Below are 18,410 nucleotides of genomic sequence, written 5' to 3'. Positions count from 1 at the left end.
AAAAACCAGAAATGCGTTTCGGGCCTGTTTTTGGAAAAACAGGCCCGAAACGCATTTCCCTTCGGCAGAGCCGCTTTTGCCAGATGAGTTATTTCCCCAGCGATTCATTGGTGAGCAGTGGCCCTCTTAACTTTATTTGCTTGCCAACACTGTTCTTTACCCGCTCCAGGAAGGCTTTTTCGGCTTCGGCCTTTAACTTGATCTGTACCACCCCATTCTTGGCTTTCTCCCCGTAGAGGCTCGTGGCACTTTCATCTTTTAAGACATTGATACTTTTAATGGTTTCAGGGTCTATACTGTTCACGGAATCTGCGGGAACCGGATAATTCTTCTCCCCTATGACGATGATGACATAAGGTTTGTATTTGACAGGCTCCTGGGTGCTTTTAATCTGGACAGCTCCCTTTTGCACGGGCATCATTCTTTCCTGCGCCTGCGCAGAGGTGGCAAAGCCCAAAGTCACCAAAAAGGCAACGGCCATTAATTTAGTCATGGTGGTAAGTTTAAATTTATGCCCGGGCCCGTTCGGCTAGAAATGGCATCCAGGCGTGGTTAAGGTCTTCAATGCTATCACGCAGGAAAGAAACCAAAGAGGGTTTATAGGGCTTCCGGAAAAGTTTCATGGAGACTTCCTCTGGGGTACGGTCTCCTTTATGGGAGTTGCAGCGGGCACAGGCGGTGGTAAGATTGAACCAGGAGCTTTCGCCACCGCGGGACCGTGGCACCAAATGGTCTAAGGTAAGGTTTCTGGTAGAGCCGCAATACTGGCACTGGTTGCGGTCACGGCGCATGATGTTCTGCCGGGTAAGCGAGATGCCTTTGTAGGGCACGCGCACGTAATGCTGCAATTTGATGACCACAGGCCAGGGATATACCGCGTTTACCGTGTGCAGGTGGTGCACCTGGTCCTGGGCAATGAGTTCGGCTTTCTGCAGGTACAACAAGACAAAGGCCTTGTTCAGGCTGCACGTGGCAATGGCCGTATAATCCTGATTAAGTAAAAGCACTTTCCCGTTCATACAATTCCTGCTCAAGAGTTGCTCCTGTAAGGTAAATAAAAATTCCTTACAATGGTACTTCTAACTGATTAACAGGCAGTAGTGTTACAGGAATCAGGCGGAAAGAATACGTTTAATGATGCGCAATTTGTGGGAATAGCGCTTCAGGTCCCGGTTATAGATGCCGTAGTGGTCCAGTTGGTCAATGCGCACCTCACCAGAGGCATGTATGATTTTCTGGTCTTCCAGCACAATGCCCACGTGCACAATACGGCCTTCGTCATTGTCAAAGAAAGCCACATCGCCGGGGCGGGCCTGCGCTACAAAATGTACTTCCTGGCCATGCACCACCTGCTGGTAGGCATCGCGCAGGAGTTGGTGCCCGCACAGGCCGTACACCTGCTGCACAAAGCCCGAGCAGTCAATCCCGAAGATGGACTTGCCGCCCCACACGTAGGGCGCCCGCAGAAACTGTTGGGCAATCTTCTGCAGGAAATTGTCACGGTATGGCAAAGCAGGGTTAGTGGCGCGGCCATTGTAGAGCATTTTCTCCTCCCCTACCCGTATGGTAATTCCGTCAAAGAAAGGCAGAACACTACCAATACCAATGGGAGTGACAGCCGTGGTGCCGCTCACGGTCTGCAGAATATCCATAGACCGGGGGTGCGTGGCCGCCTTCCACTCCTGGAAATAGGCTTCCGTTACCGGGAAATGCTGTTTAAAGTCAATCCAGCCTTCATACCCGTCGGCGGCGTTCCTTACCTGATACCATTTCTCCTGGGTCTGCAGCACCTCATAACACTCGCCAAAGATAAGCTGCGTGGTTTGCTCGCTTCTATCAGAGGCCTCGCGGCGCACCGGCACCAGACTTAATTTACAGATCCCGAAGTTCAAAGTAATGCGTGAATGAGTGGTTGAGACAATGAATGAATGGTAAAGGGTAGGTATGAATGGCTTTAGCTTTAGTTTAGGGCCATTTTAGTAAAAACAGGCTTAAAACGCTTTAGTACCGCTCGCGGGCCATTTCGCGTTTTACGTCGCGCTCTTTGATGTCTTCGCGCTTGTCAAAGAGTTTCTTGCCTTTGGCCAGGGTGATGTCTACCTTAGCAAAGCCCCGCTCAGAGATGAAGAGCCGGGTAGGAATAATAGTCACGCCTTGTTCCTGGGCCCCTTCTTTCAATTGCTTGAGCTCGCGCTTGTTCAGCAGCAACTTGCGGTCACGGGTGGGTTCATGGTTGTAATGGGTGCCTTCAGTGTACTTAGAGATGGTAACCTGGTGCAGGATGAGTTCGAGGCCATGAAAGGTGCAATATCCATCTGAGAGGTTCACGTTGCCTTCCCTGATTGATTTTATCTCGGTGCCGCGCAGCATGATGCCGGCAGTGTATTTTGCTAGAAACTGATATTCATACGAGGCACGCCGGTTAGAAATGTTCACCGTTTTCTGCAACCTGTCCTTGTCCTTATTCTTCGCCATTTAGTTTCTACTGTTCGTCAAAAGTCGGTGGATCTTCTCTTTTTTCAAAATCTTCTGCCCGGTTTGTCCGGTAGCCACCAGCCGGTCCCCTACCTTCACGGTGATATCACAGACCAGGCTATTGCCGGTAAGCTCCTTGAAAAGGGCCTCTACCTGCAGGGTTTCCCCAGGGAAAGCCGGGCCCACGTGGTCTATGTGCAGCATGGTGCCAATGCCTTCCTCGTCTTCGTCTTTCATCTCCAGCACAAATAACCGGCTGGCCCATTCCATGGCCTGGCCCAGGGAGAACGTAGAGCAAACAGGGTGCACCAGTCCGTCCTCAAAACGCGCCAGGTCCTGGTCTGTTACGTTTTTCAGGTAGACTTTGGTATCCTGGGCCTGGAAAGGGTTGTGCATGCCGTTGAAAAGAGAGGAAGTATAAATGTGGTAAAGGGCGTGGTGAAGTTTAGAAATTTATACGCAATTTCAAGCCGGTTCGCCCAAACAATTTGCCTTGCCATGAAAACCGCCCTGCCGTTTCTGTTCCTTCTACTTGTTAACCAGATGGTAACCTCCGCCCAGACCAAAACAGATAAACTCCTGGAACAACTGCTCCAGAAGCACCCGGAAAAATTCGGGAAGCTGCTGGAACACCCTGAGAAGTACGAAATTCAGATCCTCTACACCCAGATAGACCGCGACAAGCACAACAAACCCTCTTTTACCACCTACAGGTACCAGGTGAATCCCCAGCAGTACTTTAACCCGGCCAGCACGGTAAAACTACCCGGCGTGCTCATGGCCCTGGAGAAACTGAACAAGTTGAAAATACCTGGCCTCACCCGGGAAACCACCATGCTCACCGACAGTGCCTGGCAGGGCCAGACCAGCGTACACCAGGACCCCACCGCGGCCAGCGGCTTCCCGTCCATTGCGCATTACATCAAGAAGATTCTGGTCACCTCAGATAATGACGCCTACAACAGGCTCTATGAATTTGTGGGGCAGGAACCGTTAAACGAGGGCTTGAAAGCCAAGGGCTATTCCAGCCTGCGGCTTCCTATCCGGTTGGCTACGTTTCTGCCCTTTGAGTTGGACCAGTACACCAACCCCATGCGTTTTCTGCAGGACGGAAAAGTGATTTACCAGCAAGGATTGGTCAAGAGCACCAAAAACTACAAGAACCCTACTCCCATCTTAAAAGGCATAGGCAATTATACCAATGACGATAAACTGGTCATGGAGCCCCGGGATTTTGCCTATTCCAACACCTTTGCCCTGGAAGACCAGCAACTGATGCTGCGGGCGGTGCTGTTCCCGGAGTCTGTGCCGGCCAAAAACCGGTTTCAGCTAACCCCCGAAGATTACCGGTTCCTTTACCAATACCTCTCGCAACTACCCCTGGAAACTGCCTACCCGGCGTATGACGAAAAAGAGTACCCAGATTCATTTGTAAAATACTTGCTTTATGGAGGCCCAACCCGAAAGGAGCGTGTACCGGCCAACATCAGAATCTTCAACAAGATTGGCCAGTCGTTTGGGTACCTCACAGACAATGCCTACGTGGTGGATTTTGATAACAAGGTAGAGTTCTTGTTAAGCGCCACCGTGCACGTAAATGAAGATCAGATTTACAATGACGGTAAGTATGAGTATGACTCCATTGGCTTCCCGTTTCTTCGGGACCTGGGCCAAGTGGTCTATGACCTGGAACTCAAGCGCAAACGGAAACATGTGCCCGACCTAACCACCTTCAGATGCACCTATGACAAAGCACTCTAGAAACGGGAAGCCCCGCCTGTCACTCAGGCGGGGCTTCCCGTTTCTTATAGAAAAATTAAATTAGTGACTGCCGGCAGAGCTTCCGCTATCCTGGCCTCCATCTTCTATACTGTTGGCGCCACGGCTGCCACTGTTTTGCTTTTGGATGCCTGGGGTATCACCGGTATGAACATCAGCCCCAGAGACATCACCAGTCAAGGGGGCTTTGCCGCTCATATTATCTTTTGAGGTGCCAGAGCCTGGGTTCCCTACTTTGTCTTTTCTATCGTCGCGGTTCTTATTTGTTTCGTTTGCCATAGCAGTAGTGTTTAAGTTTTTAATTCCCTTAAATACGGGAGCTTGGCCAGTACGGATACTTTGGCCTATAACTAATAAGCCTAAAAGCCACCAACATGGCGGTTTACCAAATTCCTGTTTTGAGGCCGTTTTTGGGAAAACAGGACCAAAACAGTAATTATAAGCTTTGGTTATTAAACGTCTTCTCCTTAAAAATAATACGGCTGTCCAATGCCTGTCATGGCCAGTTTGCCCGGTATCTTGCCTTGGGCTTCCAATTCGTTTAACCTTCTAAAAGGCTCGCCGGCCGGCTCATCAGACAGATCAAAAGTACCATAGTGCATGGGAATGAACGTTTTGCCCTTCAGGTCTTGGAAGGCCTGCACGGCCTCGTCTGGGCTGGTATGGCTGGGCTGCATAATAAAAGACGGCTTGTAGGCTCCTACCCCTAACAGGCAAATATCAATGGCTGGGAAGAGCGTTTGAATCTCGCTGAAATGCGGCTGGTAGCCAGAATCGGCGCCAAAATACAGGGTCTTTTCAGGGGTTTGCAGCAGGAAACTGCCCCACAAGATGCGGTCATTGTCGATGAGGCCCCTTTTGTGCCAGTGGTAGGCCGGCAGAAAATAAACCTGGGGCGTACCGGCAGGCAATTGGTATGGCTGGTACCAGCCCGCCTCCTGCACGGTTGTTTGCGGCAGCCAGGGCTGAATAAGCCCGCTCATGTTCAAAGACGTTAGAACTTCAAAAGAATGGTGTTCCCGCAAGCCCTTCAGGCTAGGCTTGTCACAGTGGTCAAAATGCCCATGTGACAGCAATACATAATCAATGGGCGGTAGTTCTTCTGGGCGAACCGGGAAAGGGACTCTTCTTTTCAACCAGGAAACGCCATAGAAGAGCGGGTCGGTGAGAAAAGTAACGCCGCCCATCCTGATAAAGAACGTAGCATGGCCTAGCCAGACTAATCCGTCCTGGGTGCCGTTCAAAAATTCCCGGGGGTTATGTACCGCCGGTACCCAATGGTCTTGTTTCTTTTCCTGGCGCTGGGGATTCTTGGTGAACTGCCATTTCAAAGCCAGCCACATAGAATGGTCTGCCTGTTGGAACTGGTTCTGGAACCGTCCCTTTCTAACCTGGTTCCCGGGCCAACCTGGCTTAATGATGGGTAACTGTGGATTATATTGAAATGTGTCTGACATAACGAAAAGAGGCTGTGGCAGCCCCGTCCAATATATGATTTGGTTACTAAACTACTCCCTTTTAAATCTTCCTATGTAGGCTAGGTGTACTTCCGGCCTCCCATCTTTCATTAAAGTGCCCGTCTTGCGCAGGTACCTGCCTGTTTATCTGATTATTAAGGAGGTAAAACCGAGAACAAAATCCTCCAATTCCTTTCCTTAATTCTTCATTCCTCGTATCAAGGTAGTATATCACTTTAAATATAATAATCAGGCTATATTTTAAGTCCTTTTCCCCCAAACTCTTTTTGACTATCCGTTTAAAATAAAGCCTAGTGCCCTACCAGGGCATGGCTGCCAATTGCCTGTTTCTTCCTTTACCGCTAACCTAACAACCTTTGTATGAAAAAACTTTACACAATGCTAACGCTTTTCCTGGCCATTTGCTCTATGGGAGACCTGGCAGCCCAGGACCGGCAGATTTCAGGGAGGGTCTTGTCTGCGAGTGACGGCACTCCCGTTATTGGGGCCAGTGTGGTGGTGAAGGGCACAACCGTAGGTACCAACACAGATGCCAGCGGCGCCTACACCATTTCAGTGCCCCCCACCGCTTCCACTCTGGTAGTTTCCTTTATTGGTTTCGCCGCGCAGGAAGTAGCCATTGGCGGCCGAACCTCCATTGACATTAAGATGCAACCAGACGTGCAGCAGTTGAAAGAAGTGGTAGTCACCGCTTTTGGCCGGGAGCAGGAGAAAAGAACCTTGGGGTACTCCGTGCAAGAGGTAGGAGCCGGTGAAATAGCCCAGACCCAGAACCCTAACGTGGTCAACTCCATTCAGGGGCGGGTAGCCGGGGTGCAGGTGCTGGGTACCGGGGGAAGTCCCGGGGCGGGTTCCCGCATCCAGATCAGGGGCATCAATTCCCTTTCGCCCACGGCCAACAACCAACCCCTCTTCGTGATTGACGGCATTCCCATCAGCAATGAAACCATTAGTGGCAACCAACTCCCCAGCGCGGGCTCCAATGCCGTGAATAGTGCAGAGCAATTCGCCTTTACCAACCGCGCCGCCGACATTAACCCAGATGACGTGGAAAGCATGACGGTGCTGAAAGGGGCCGCGGCCACCGCTTTGTACGGGTTACGGGCGGCCAACGGGGCCATCATCATCACTACCAAAAAAGGCAGGGCGGGCGCTACAGCCGTTACGTTCAGTTCCAGTTTCGGGATAGACAACATCAACAAGACCCCTACCTACCAAACCAAGTACCGTGAAGGGCTGGGCGGCCGGCTACGCTATACCTCCTCCGGGGCTCCCAACCGGTTCCAGACCTTTGGCCCGCCCGTGACAGATGACCCGGTTTACGACAACTTCAAAGACTTTTTCCAGACCGGCAAACGGTTTGACAACAACCTCAGTGTTTCAGGCGGAAATGAGAAAGCCACCTTCCATGCCTCACTTTCGCAATACAACCAGGAAGGGATAGTGCCTAACTCAGATTGGTCGCGCACTACCGTGAAACTGGGCGGAAACGTGAACTTCTCAGAGAAGTTTGCCGTGACGGGCACCATCAGCTACAGCCAATCTGGCGGTGACAAGGCCGCCTCCGGTGATAAAGGAATCATGTCGGCGTTGAATTACCACACCACCTCTTTTGATGTGAATGATTACCTTAACCCAGACGGCACCATGAAGGTATATTCCCCGGGCGTGATTGACAACCCGCGCTACCTGGCAGAGAACAGCACCCTGAAGGATGACGTGAACCGGGTGATAGGCAATGTGGGTTTCAACTACAACTTTACAGACTGGCTACGGTTCAACTATAAGATAGGCGCCGATGTGTACAGTGACAACCGCAACCGCTTAGTGCCGGGACCCATTTTCCAGGGAGCGCCTACGCTGGATATTGCCGCGGGCACCGGCGGGTTTATCATTGAGGAGCGGGTTAATTACCGCGAGGTCACTTCCAATGCGTTTCTGACCGCTGAACACAATTTCTCTGAGGTTTTCCATGGCTCATTCATGCTGGGCAACAGCGTGGAAAGCCAGGCTACTGACATTCTCAATACCCGCGGCGAGCGCTTTACTATTCCGCAGTTTTATCATATCTCCAACACCTCTAACATCTTCACCACCAATGACATTGGGCAACGCCGGCTTATTGGCGCTTTCTTTGACGTGAAGCTTGATTACAGGGATATGCTGTTCCTGAACGTGACAGGCCGCAACGACTGGACCTCTACCCTACCCGTAAAGAATCGGTCCTTCTTCTACCCCTCAGTGAGCACCAGTTTTGTGTTCTCAGAGGTTTTGGGCCTGTCAGAAAATAAAGTGTTCAACTTCGGGAAGGTACGGGCCTCCTGGGCGCAAGTAGGAAAAGACACCCGCCCTTATCAGGTGGGCACTTATTACGGCTCCGCCAGTGGCTTCCCGTTTGGGAACCGGAACGGGTTTGTGGCCAGCACCTCTGTAGGAGACCCCAACCTAAGGCCTGAGAAAACCACTTCTATTGAGTTCGGGACGGAGCTTCACTTCTTCCAGAGCCGCCTCACGCTGGACGCTACCTATTACAAAGCCAACAGTAAGGACCAGATCATTCCGGTGCCTACCAGCGTTACCTCCGGAATTGTGAATTATGTGACTAACGCCGGCGAAATCCAGAATACCGGTCTGGAATTGCTGGTTTCCGGCACCCCGCTTAGATTAGCGGATTTCTCCTGGGATGTGGTGGTGAACTGGTCTACCAATGAAAGCGAAGTAATCTCCATCACCCAGGCCGTACCTGAGATCATTTTCCAGGATGACCGCATCATGAACAAGCTGGTGGTGGGAGGCTCTGCCGGTGACCTGTACGGCCGCCCGTTCCAGCGTGACGGCCAGGGGCGCCTGATCATTGGGGCCAACGGCTTGCCTACCCTTTCCCCGCTTGGGGCCAACGGTTTACCCACCACCTCTACCATTCCCTACGTGAAAGTGGGTAACGCGCTTCCAGACTGGCAAGGGGGTATTACCAACACTATCACCTATAAAGGACTGAGCCTTTCGGCGCTGATTGATATCCGGCAGGGCGGAGACGTGTATGATGTGAGCATGCGCAACCGGATCAGGAACGGGATAGACATCAGGACTGAAAACCGGTACCAGCAGATCATATTCAAGGGGGTGAATGCCAGCGGCGAGCCCAATACCGTACCCGTGGTACTGGATGAGAACTTTTACCGGAACGGCAATAGCTTCAATGACGCCTCAGATGTTTTGCTGCAGGATGCCTCCTGGGTGCGGCTCAGAAACGCGCAGTTGGCCTACACCCTGCCCAATAGCCTTACCGGCAAAACCCCCTTCAAATTGGTGCGGGTGAGCTTAACTGGCAACAACCTTTTCCTGATTACGCCCTTTGAAGGCTTTGACCCCGAAACCCCTACCTATGGCTCTGGCAGCAACGCCCTGGGCTATACTGGCTATGGTATACCGGCGGTCAGAAGTTTCACCTTTGGCTTAAACGTAACTCTTTAATTGAACCTGATGATGCTACATATAACCAGAAAATACACCGCCCTGGGGTTAATGGGTTTCCTGTCTCTGGCAGGCTGTGACTCTTTCCTGGACGTGAACGATGACCCTAACCGCGCCACCGCCGTTAGCTCAGACGCGCTCCTTTCCCCTATCATTGTCTCTACCGCAGATGCCCACTACTTTTTGGGGTTGTATACCAGCCTGTTCTCTCAGCAGTTGGCCGCCTATACCTCTGGCCCCCAGATAGCAGACCGGCACATTGACGTACGGGTCAACACTGCGTGGAACACCATTTACCTGAACAACCTCAATAACGCCAACTTCCTGGTGAACCAGGCCACTGCGGAAGGATCTCTGCACTACGCCGGCATAACCAAGGTATTGCAGGCGCTTAACCTGGGCATGCTCACCGATACCTGGGGCGACGTTCCCTTCTCTCAGGCCTCACAGGGCCCGGCAGACCTCACTCCCGCCTTTGACTCCCAGGAACAGATTTATACCACCATTAACCGGCTCCTGGATGAGGCGCTGGTGCAACTGCAGCAACCAGACTCCAAAGTAAGGCCCGGCGCCGATGACCTCATTTACGGAGGCAACATCCCTAAATGGATTAAGGCCGCTAATGCGTTGAACGCCCGGTACGCCATTCATCTGGTAGAGAAACAAGGCGTGCCGGCGGCCACCGCGGCGCTTGGGTATGTGGCCAAGGCCTTCACCTCAAACGCAGATGACATGCAGGTGACCTTTAATGACAAAAACCTGAACCCCTGGAACCGCAACATCGCCATTGGTACCACTACCGGTAACTTTATTGTGGCCCCGTCCTCTACCCTCATTAACCTTATGAACGGTAATACCTACGCCGGGCTGGTAGACCCACGGCTGCCCTTCATGGCAGACAGAGGCACCAGCACTGCCCAGTATACAGGATATAGAAACGGGGAAGGATTAGGCGGCAACACCAACATCACGGCCAAAACATTCTATGCGCAACCCGCCTCTCCCATGCTTATGGTTACCTACAGTGAGGTGAAATTCATAGAGGCCGAGGCCCGCTTTATTGCCAACGGGGGCACCCGCACCTCCCGCGGAAGTACCCCTGAAGCCTACCAGGCCTACCTGGCTGGCATCCGGGCACACATGGAAAAACTGGGCGTGGCCGCCGGTGACATTACCACTTATCTGGCCAACCCGCAGGTAGCCGTGGGCGCCACCAACCTTACCCTAAGCCTGATCATGAAGGAGAAACTCATTGCCCTTTATCTCAACCCCGAGGCCTGGGTAGACGTCCGGCGTTATGACTACTCTCCACAGATCTATCCGGGCATGGCTCTACCGGTCAACCACAACCCGGCGCTGGGCGGTCAGTTTATCCGGCGGGTGCTGTACCCAGAGACCGAGGTGGCCCGCAACTCAGATGAGGTGGCAAAGGTGGCTAAAGGCTTAGCCGATAAAATGTGGTGGGATTTATAATCGCTTAACAAGAAACCAAGATGAAAAACATAACCTTTTATATCTGCCTGCTGGCCCTGGGAAGTTTCTCTCTCACGGCCTGCTATGATGAACCAGATTTCATCCAAGACAATACCACGCCCACCGGCGTAGGCACTGCCCCGGTAAGCGCCAATGACCTTCGTGACCTGGGCACAAACACCCTTATCTCTACGGTAAATAATGCCAGTACCAGCCAGTACACCGTGGGTTCCCAGATCAGATTTGAGTTGCAGTTCTTCTCAGAATCACCGGTGAAGGAAATTAACGTGTACCAGACAGTTGGCGCCGGTGCCCGCACCAAAGTACAGACCTACCCCTACGTGGCGGCTTACTCCAAACAGGACCGCACCGATACCTTGATTGTGTCTTACACGGTGCCCCAGGCCCCGGTGGGTACCAACGTGAGAATAGAAACCGAGGTCCTAAACCAAAACAACCTCAACGTGCTGCGCACCCTCTGGATTAGGATTAAGCAGTAAACAGTAAGGTTGTAAAAACAGAAAAGGCTCCCATTTAGTGGGAGCCTTTTCTGTTTTTACGTTTTAAGGCCGTTTTTCCAAAAACAGGCCTAAAACGGTTTTTAATGGAAGAAGAGGTAGGCCAGGCAAATGGCGGCAATTACCCCAAACAAGTCGGCTATCAGACCACAAACCAGGGCGTAACGAGTCTTGCGCACGCCCACAGACCCAAAGTACACTGCCAAAATATAGAAAGTGGTTTCGGTAGAGCCTTGAATGGTAGCGGCTACCCGGGCTACAAAGGAATCTGCGCCGTAGGTTTGCATGGCTTCCACCATCAGGCCACGGGCCCCGCTGCCACTTAAAGGCTTCATGAAGGCCACCGGCAAGGCCGGCACAAAGTCTGTGTTCATGCCCATCCAGGCGAACAGTTGACCAATTCCCCCGACAATCAAATCCAAGGCCCCAGACACCCTGAACACGCCAACGGCCACCAGTATAGCCACCAGGTACGGAATAATGGTAATAGCCACGGAGAAACCTTCCTTGGCTCCTTCAATAAAGGCCTCATACACATTCACCTTTCTAATGAGGGCCAAGCCAATGAAAGAGACAATGATGGTGAACAAAATCACGTTACTGGCCACCGTTGAAATAGTACCGATCTGCTCTTGGGAGATAGTGGAGAAATAATAGATCAAGAGCCCAATCAACAGGATAAGGGTGCCCAGATAGGCCAGAATTACCTTGTCAAACAGGTTGATGCGCTGATACAGGGCAACCGAAACAAGCCCGGCCAGGGTGGAGAAAAACGTGGCCAATAAAATTGGGATGAAAATATCTGAGGGATCGGCGGCGCCCATCTGCGCCCGGAACACCATGATGCTGATAGGGATGATAGTGAGCCCAGAGGCGTTGAGCACCAGGAACATGATTTGCGCGTTAGAGGCCGTTTCCTTTTCGGGGTTCAGTTCCTGCATCTCTTTCATGGCCTTTAAGCCCAGAGGGGTCGCGGCATTGTCCAGACCCAGCATGTTGGCCGAGAAGTTCATCAGGATAGAGCCGAACACCGGGTGGTTCTTGGGGATCTCGGGGAACAGGCGGTTAAAGAACGGACCTACTGCCTTGGCAAAAAGGGCAATGATACCGCCCCGCTCCCCTACTTTCATCAAACCCAGCCACAAGGTCATGACCCCGGTTAAACCAAGGGAGATCTCAAACCCGGTTTTGGCGTTGTCAAAGGTACTGGCCACCAGCTTCTGGAAAATCTCAACATCCTGAAAAACAATGAGCTTGAAGAGCGCGATGCAGAAGGCAATGATGAAAAACGCCGCCCACAGATAATTTAAAACCATGCTATGATAATGAGTGATTGAATGATTGAGAGATTGAGAGGATGCTCAGAAAGGGTTTCGCCAGCTCTTTTCATCGCCCTAATTTATGGCAAAACTGACGGAAATATACACAGCCCAAAAATAAAAACCGCAGGTCTGCATAGCCATACCTGCGGTTTTATACAAAGAAGAACTTCTGCTTTTTATTTTTCAGCTCATGAGTACCCATTCTAGTAAGGTCATTTATAAGCTACTTTTCAGAAAACGGCTAAAAATTGATAGTTTGATAGAGTATAATTTAAAATCCACTCACTCACTCACTCACTCACTCACTCACTCACTCACTCACTCACTATAGCCGTGTTACGCCCAGACCTGGTTTCCCATTGGGCCGCATGATGCCGTTTTCCAGGGTAAAGCCCCCGGAGACCACATCGCGGGCCAGGTCCAGGCTGCCGTCCAGGTCTATATAGCGGGTGTTGGGACAAGAGAACGCCGCGTGCAGGGCCGCCGAAATACTCACGATGCTTTCATCATTGCAGCCCCACATCAGGTCAATGCCGGCCTGTTGGGCAATGGTGGCAATCTGACGGCCAGCATACACGCCCCCGCATTTCATGAGTTTGATGTTATAGATTCCGCAGGCGCGAGGCGCTGCGGCTAATCTGAAAGCGTCTGCCGGAGTTAATAATGATTCATCGGCGGCCACCAGGTCTTTCACGGCATCTGGGAGTTCACGCAGATCATCTACCATTGGAGCCGGAAGCGGCTGCTCAATCAACTCTATCTCCAGGGCCTGGGCCCGGGTGCAGAAATCGGCTAGATCATAGGTGGTCCAGCCCTGGTTGGCATCAATTCTTAGGGTGACCCGTTGGCCGTGGGCTTCCCGCAACTTCACCAATCGCTCCAGGTCCTGCTCTACGCTCTCCCCTACTTTCACCTTGAGGTGCGTAAAGCCCCGGCCCACGTATTCCTCGGCCTCGGCCAGGGTCTCCTCCACTGATTTTATACCAATGGTGATAGAGGTAGGCATCTCCTGGATGTGCTGGCCCAGGAAAGAAACCAGCGGAACGTCCAGGTACTTGCTGAAAAGGTCATGCAGGGCAATATCCAGGGCCGCGCGGGCGGCTGGGTTGTGCGGGAGACGCTGGGGCAATTCATCGCAGAGCAGTTGGAACTCCCGCAGGTCTCGGCCTTTAAGCCAGTCCAGGTGCTGGGGTTGCAGGGCATCCCAGGTGGAGGAAAACGCCTCGCCGGTTACTTCCTTGCTGGGGTTGCCGGCCCCAATTCCGGTCAGGCCGTTTTCAGCTACCAGTTCCACCAGCACATTCTCTACCGCCGAAACTGTTTTAAAAGCGATGGTGTACGGGCGGGTTAACTCCAGATTGGCTTTCCAGACATTTATTTCTTTGATTCTCATACCGCAGAGGTCTCTTTTTCCAGCACTTCCTTCACCAGGTCAATGATTCGGTCAACCCCGTCTTCCAACGGAAGCACCACCGGCAAGCCCAACTCGGCCTCATACTGGCGCTGGTAATCCCGGGCCTGCTCCAGGCTAAGCCCGGCGGTATTCAAAGTCACGGCCAGCACCTTGGCGCCATACAACTCAATCAACTGAATCTCGGTAGACACCGGCGGAATCTTGATGCCCAATTCTTCATTGTCATCAAAATACACCCGGGCGGGAGCATGCTGCAACACCACATACTTCACCTGGCCAGATACTAGGTACTCAGAGCCGCAGGGACCACTGGGGTTACGTAAGGCAGCCTGGCCTTCAATAAAGAAAACGTCTGGCTGGCTCTCTTCATAGCTGGACAAGATGGCATATTCCAATTCCCCAGACACGAAATCATTGTAGGTAGAATCCAGGATGAAGCCTTTGCCGCGGCCCTGCATCCAGCCGGTTTGGCCCGTGAAAATCATCTGCGCCTTGAAGCCAGCCTTTTCTGCGGCCTGGGTGAGCAGGCGAGTGGTGGTACGCTTGCCCATCCGCACGTCGGTGCCCAGGATGGCTATGCGTGGGGCGGGTATGTCTTTGATTTTGCCGGTCCAGAAATGCAGCTCGCTTTTAGGCTTGGGCTTGCGCACATCCGTTATCTGCACCTTGTGCTTTTGGGCCAGATCAGCCAGGTCTGGCATGTCACTGATGTACTCGTGCAGGCCGCTTACAATGTTGATCCCGTTGGTAATGCCCTCGGCAATAGTGGCTTTCATGGCTTCCGGAAGCTTACCGCCCTTCGGGGCGATGCCTACCAGACAGTACTGCGCCGTTTCGGGGCTATTTTTCAGAAAATCGGCTAAATCTGCATACACCGGAATGTTGCGGTTTTTGCCGTCCACTACCTCGCCGGCATCTTTTCCCGCTGACACTGAGTCAATGACTCCAATTATTTTGTAGCGTTCTGTGCCTCTAATAAGGCCGTGTGCGGTTTTGGCGGGGTACTGGTGTAGCAACCCCCCGGTGAGGATGATGGCATTTCCGTCCATTGCTGTAGTTTGTTAGTTATGGGTTTGTTGTAAGTCAGGAATTACGTTTTGGGCCTGTTTTTTCAAAAACAGGCCCAAAACAGGTTTTTTAAGGTTAAAGCACCAGCCCATGGAACAGCGCAGGTTTGGGCCCTTGCAGGTCATAGACAAAACCGTTCACAATGGCGTAGCGGGTTTGGCCGTCAGCGGTCTGCAGCACAAAATTGGCGCCTTTGCCCATGCCCAGCTCATGTGTCACCTTAGCGGAGGCACTGGCAATGTTCAGGGGCAGGTCTACGGGGTTCACGTTGGTTGGGGCCGTTTCCAGCCGTACGGTAGTGTAGCCCTCCAGCAGCAGTTGGCGCGTCCGGTCTGGGGTGAGGTCACCCAGGTTCTTGAAGGGTGTGCCATACACTTTACCGGGTACCAGTTTCAGACCGTCGGCGTTCAATTCTTCATAGCCGTAAAACACGCTCATGTCCCCTATTTCCTGCACGTTGCTGCGGTGGAAGAAGCCTTGGGGGGTACGGGCGCTGGTCTCATCTCTGATGATGCCTATATCCAACAGGGTATCTACGCCGTTTTGCCGGTATTTCACCTTTCGTACCACCAGGTCATAGAGGTAGCGCTCATTCTGCGGAATCTTGAAATAGTCTTCCAGTTTGTAGTTGGTGTACCCTTGGGCGCCAATCAAATGCAGCGCTGAAATAATAGACGCGAAATTCAACTGGCGGATGACCTGCTTTTCCGGGTCGCCGGGATATCCACCAGACTCAATCAAGATCACGCTGGTGCCCCACTTCTGAATGTTGTCACCAAACGCCCGCGGTTCGTGCTCATCTGAGTATTTGGCTACCTGCCCAGGGATAAGTTCCTGCAGGCCTTCGTTCATGCCCACAATGGTGCGCATGGCACGGTCGCGCACGGTGTTCACCGTTTGGGCGTGGTCAAAGGCTGGGGCCAAAAACGATATGGTGGCCGGTTTAGAGGTAGTGCCCACCGTGTACAGGCGGCTCTGGTCATGCAGGTTAAACCCAAATTCGGGGTCAAGGCTATCGCGCAGGCTCTTGAGCAAACGTGCCTCCGGGCTCTGTAACCTGATGGCGTCGCGGTTCAGGTCAATCTGCAGCGCATTGCGGCGGGTGAACACCTCGGCCCCGTCTGGGTTGAGCATGGGCACTATGTATAAGGTGGTGTTCTCAAGAAGGTGCTTTCTGAGCGGGTCAAGCTGGTCTGATTGCTGCAGGAAGTTGAAGAAGTCAAAGAGCGCCATGGTGGCCGTAGATTCATCGCCGTGCATCTGGGACCACAGCATCACCTTGGTCTTGCCGGTACCCACTTTCACCAGGTAAATGTCCCGCTTCTCCACCGACTGGCCCACCACTTTCACCTCAAACAGCGGATTGCCTTTCAGTTTCTCCAGCAGAGGCACAATGTCCTGGTGCTTGAAGCGCCGGTTCTTCAGGCTGGCTTGCTTGTAGTCTGCATGTTTCTTGTAGGTGGACTTGGCTATCTCTTGGATGGTACTATCTCTATTGATTTTGCTTGATTGGCACTGGGCTTCCAGAAGGCTCATGAGGATGATAATAAAAAGGATGGATTTCCGCATTTTACCACAGGTTAAGGGTCTTGGGCTTGTCCCGGAAAGAGGGCTCCTGCCTCAGGGTGGGCCCTTCTACCTTTGCAGCGGTTAATGTAAGTAGGTTTTATGGGTTACGAAAAAGAAAAGGAGTTTATTACCAGAGGATGTTTCTTTTTTCTTCTTTTAGAAGGGTTGATAGCGGGTGCTATAGCTAGTTTGGATTGAATTAATTGATTGTGCTGCATTTGCCATTGTTGGTGTTCCTAAGGGCAATCGACCAAGACTGCGGCTTAACCTGCAACTGCCTGGTGCACGCCCTTCCGCCTGTGGCTGGCGTGGTGAGCGCTGTCGCCTTAAGCCCTTATGCTTTCTTGTTTCATCTTTTCCCTCCGAGCGCTCACGGCCGCGGGGCCCCGTCTTACCCCCTCGCACTGCCCTTGTGGCCGAATTGCAGTCTGCTCTTAGCCAAGCCCCTGCAGGGCCACAAGCGAGGCGCTCGAAGTAAAGACTGGAATCGGGGGAATGCGTGGTGGATATTTGGCGAAAAGCGTTTTAGGCACGTTTTTGGAAAAACAGGCTCAAAACGCAATTCTGCTTAAAAACCAAAGACTCCCCCCTTGAGGGGGGCGAAGGGGGGTGTTTACAAAGGAGAGCAAAAAGGGAAAAAGTAATCTCCAGACAGTTGAATGGCCTACTCCCGATCCATTTCCAAAGCAAATCATCCTAACGCCGCATTTGCGTTTTGGGCCCGTTTTTCGAAAAACGGACTCAAAACGCAAATGCTCCCTAACCAATAAAACCGTTCTTTAATTTAAACCTTCAATCTAGGATCTGGGCTGGCATACTGGTCCGTAAAATCACCGGCCAGGTATTGGAAGTGGGCGGCCATGGCGATCATGGCGGCATTGTCGGTGCAGTATTCGAAGCCGGGAATGTAGACGTTCCAGCCTAGCCGTTTGGCGTAGTCTTGCAGGGTGGCGCGCAGGCCAGTGTTGGCAGATACGCCGCCGGCGATGGCAATTTCCTTTATGCCCAGGTCTTTGGCGGCTAAGACCAGCTTTTTCATGAGCGTTTGAATGAGCGCGCTCTGGATACTGGCGCAGATATCGGCCAGGTTCTGGTGCACGAAATCTGGATTGGCGGCGCTGTTCTTCTTCACGAAGTTAAGGATAGAGGTCTTTATTCCGCTGAAGGAGTAATCGTAGCCGTCCAGGTTCACGATGGGGAATTGGAAACGGTCTGGGTTTCCGCCGGCGGCCAGTTTGTCCAGCATGGGCCCGCCGGGGTACGGCAGGCCCAGAAGCTTAGCCGATTTGTCAAAGGCTTCGCCTACGGCATCATCGGTGGTCTGGCCCAGCACTTCCATGTCCAGATGGCTGCGCACCAGTACTATCTGGGTGTGGCCGCCGCTTACGGTCAGGCACAGAAACGGGAACTGGGGCTTGGGGTCTTCAATGAAGTGGGCCAGAATATGGGCCTGCATGTGGTTTACCTCAATAAGAGGCAGGTTCAAGCCCAGCGCGAAGGATTTGGCAAAGGAGCAGCCAACCAGCAAGGCGCCCAGCAGTCCGGGCCCCCTGGTGAAGGCCACTGCATCCAACTCAGATTTTGCTATATTTGCTTTTTGCAGCGCCTGGGCCACTACCGGAATAATATTTTGCTGGTGGGCCCTGGAGGCTAACTCTGGCACCACGCCGCCGTATTGCTCATGGATCGCCTGCGTAGCCACAATGTTTGACAGCACCTGCCCGTTTTGTATAACAGAGGCTGACGTTTCATCACATGAAGATTCAATCGCTAATATCGTAGGGTTCATATTCCGTTGGAGACGCAAGACCAAGAGACGCAAGAAGAAAAGAAAAACTAC

General features: G+C 52.4%; 16 protein-coding genes. 4 read left to right on the top strand and 12 right to left on the bottom strand.

Annotation, left to right across the window (positions count from 1 at the left end; all coding sequences use genetic code 11):
* Window positions 1-88: 88 nt before the first annotated feature.
* The 5 genes from ACYVJQ_RS07900 to ACYVJQ_RS07880 form a co-directional block, all read right to left on the bottom strand.
* On the bottom strand, window positions 89-493 hold the full coding sequence (locus tag ACYVJQ_RS07900; protein WP_460892532.1) for a hypothetical protein: 405 nt from the start codon (window positions 491-493) through the stop codon (window positions 89-91).
* Between the two features lie 16 nt (window positions 494-509).
* Window positions 510-1,019: an HNH endonuclease gene (locus ACYVJQ_RS07895; protein ID WP_460892531.1), complete on the bottom strand. Its 510-nt coding sequence runs from the start codon at window positions 1,017-1,019 to the stop codon at window positions 510-512.
* 93 nt (window positions 1,020-1,112) lie between these two features.
* A complete protein-coding gene (locus ACYVJQ_RS07890) occupies window positions 1,113-1,892 on the bottom strand; it encodes a C40 family peptidase (protein WP_460892530.1) in 780 nt (259 codons plus the stop codon).
* 109 nt (window positions 1,893-2,001) lie between these two features.
* Window positions 2,002-2,475, bottom strand: coding sequence for an SsrA-binding protein SmpB (gene smpB / locus ACYVJQ_RS07885; protein ID WP_460892529.1), 474 nt, complete (start codon window positions 2,473-2,475; stop codon window positions 2,002-2,004).
* Window positions 2,476-2,871, bottom strand: a complete 396-nt coding sequence (locus ACYVJQ_RS07880) for a thioesterase family protein (RefSeq protein ID WP_460892528.1) — start codon at window positions 2,869-2,871, stop codon at window positions 2,476-2,478. It abuts the gene before it with no gap.
* A gap of 102 nt (window positions 2,872-2,973) precedes the next feature.
* On the opposite strand from ACYVJQ_RS07880, the gene ACYVJQ_RS07875 reads away from it, so the two are divergent.
* Window positions 2,974-4,236, top strand: coding sequence for a serine hydrolase (locus ACYVJQ_RS07875; protein ID WP_460892527.1), 1,263 nt, complete (start codon window positions 2,974-2,976; stop codon window positions 4,234-4,236).
* Between the two features lie 60 nt (window positions 4,237-4,296).
* On the opposite strand, the gene ACYVJQ_RS07870 is transcribed toward ACYVJQ_RS07875, so the two are convergent.
* Window positions 4,297-4,533: a hypothetical protein gene (locus tag ACYVJQ_RS07870; protein WP_460892526.1), complete on the bottom strand. Its 237-nt coding sequence runs from the start codon at window positions 4,531-4,533 to the stop codon at window positions 4,297-4,299.
* 188 nt (window positions 4,534-4,721) lie between these two features.
* Window positions 4,722-5,711 carry an MBL fold metallo-hydrolase gene (locus tag ACYVJQ_RS07865; RefSeq protein WP_460892525.1) on the bottom strand — a complete coding sequence of 330 codons (990 nt, stop codon included), beginning with the start codon at window positions 5,709-5,711 and terminating at the stop codon, window positions 4,722-4,724.
* Between the two features lie 381 nt (window positions 5,712-6,092).
* Between ACYVJQ_RS07865 and ACYVJQ_RS07860 the strand changes: the two genes are divergently transcribed.
* From ACYVJQ_RS07860 to ACYVJQ_RS07850, 3 genes are read left to right on the top strand one after another with little or no spacing between them, the layout of a single operon-like run.
* Window positions 6,093-9,206 (top strand): SusC/RagA family TonB-linked outer membrane protein, encoded by a 3,114-nt coding sequence (locus ACYVJQ_RS07860; RefSeq protein WP_460892524.1) that lies wholly within the window; start codon window positions 6,093-6,095, stop codon window positions 9,204-9,206.
* 9 nt (window positions 9,207-9,215) lie between these two features.
* Complete coding sequence (locus ACYVJQ_RS07855; protein WP_460892523.1) at window positions 9,216-10,679, top strand: SusD/RagB family nutrient-binding outer membrane lipoprotein; 1,464 nt, start codon at window positions 9,216-9,218, stop codon at window positions 10,677-10,679.
* 20 nt (window positions 10,680-10,699) lie between these two features.
* Entirely contained in the window at window positions 10,700-11,179 is a 480-nt protein-coding gene (locus ACYVJQ_RS07850; RefSeq protein ID WP_460892522.1) for a hypothetical protein, read from the top strand.
* A 101-nt stretch (window positions 11,180-11,280) separates the two neighbouring features.
* Here the strand turns inward: ACYVJQ_RS07850 and ACYVJQ_RS07845 are convergent, their stop codons facing one another.
* The 5 genes from ACYVJQ_RS07845 to tsaD form a co-directional block, all read right to left on the bottom strand.
* A complete protein-coding gene (locus ACYVJQ_RS07845) occupies window positions 11,281-12,513 on the bottom strand; it encodes a nucleoside recognition domain-containing protein (RefSeq protein ID WP_460892521.1) in 1,233 nt (410 codons plus the stop codon).
* Window positions 12,514-12,844: 331 nt separating this feature from the next.
* Entirely contained in the window at window positions 12,845-13,912 is a 1,068-nt protein-coding gene (locus ACYVJQ_RS07840; RefSeq protein WP_460892520.1) for a mandelate racemase/muconate lactonizing enzyme family protein, read from the bottom strand.
* Complete coding sequence (locus ACYVJQ_RS07835) at window positions 13,909-14,982, bottom strand: DUF1611 domain-containing protein (protein ID WP_460892519.1); 1,074 nt, start codon at window positions 14,980-14,982, stop codon at window positions 13,909-13,911. Before ACYVJQ_RS07835 ends, ACYVJQ_RS07840 begins: the two co-directional genes overlap by 4 nt.
* Before the next feature lie 94 nt (window positions 14,983-15,076).
* Window positions 15,077-16,570 (bottom strand): M14 family metallopeptidase, encoded by a 1,494-nt coding sequence (locus ACYVJQ_RS07830; RefSeq protein WP_460892518.1) that lies wholly within the window; start codon window positions 16,568-16,570, stop codon window positions 15,077-15,079.
* 784 nt (window positions 16,571-17,354) lie between these two features.
* A complete protein-coding gene (gene tsaD, locus ACYVJQ_RS07825) occupies window positions 17,355-18,359 on the bottom strand; it encodes a tRNA (adenosine(37)-N6)-threonylcarbamoyltransferase complex transferase subunit TsaD (RefSeq protein ID WP_460892517.1) in 1,005 nt (334 codons plus the stop codon).
* Between the last annotated feature and the right edge of the window lie 51 nt (window positions 18,360-18,410).

This window comes from Rufibacter soli, from assembly GCF_054781795.1.
The sequence above is the reverse complement of the archived record's forward strand: the minus strand, read 5'-3'. Positions and strand labels throughout refer to the sequence as shown.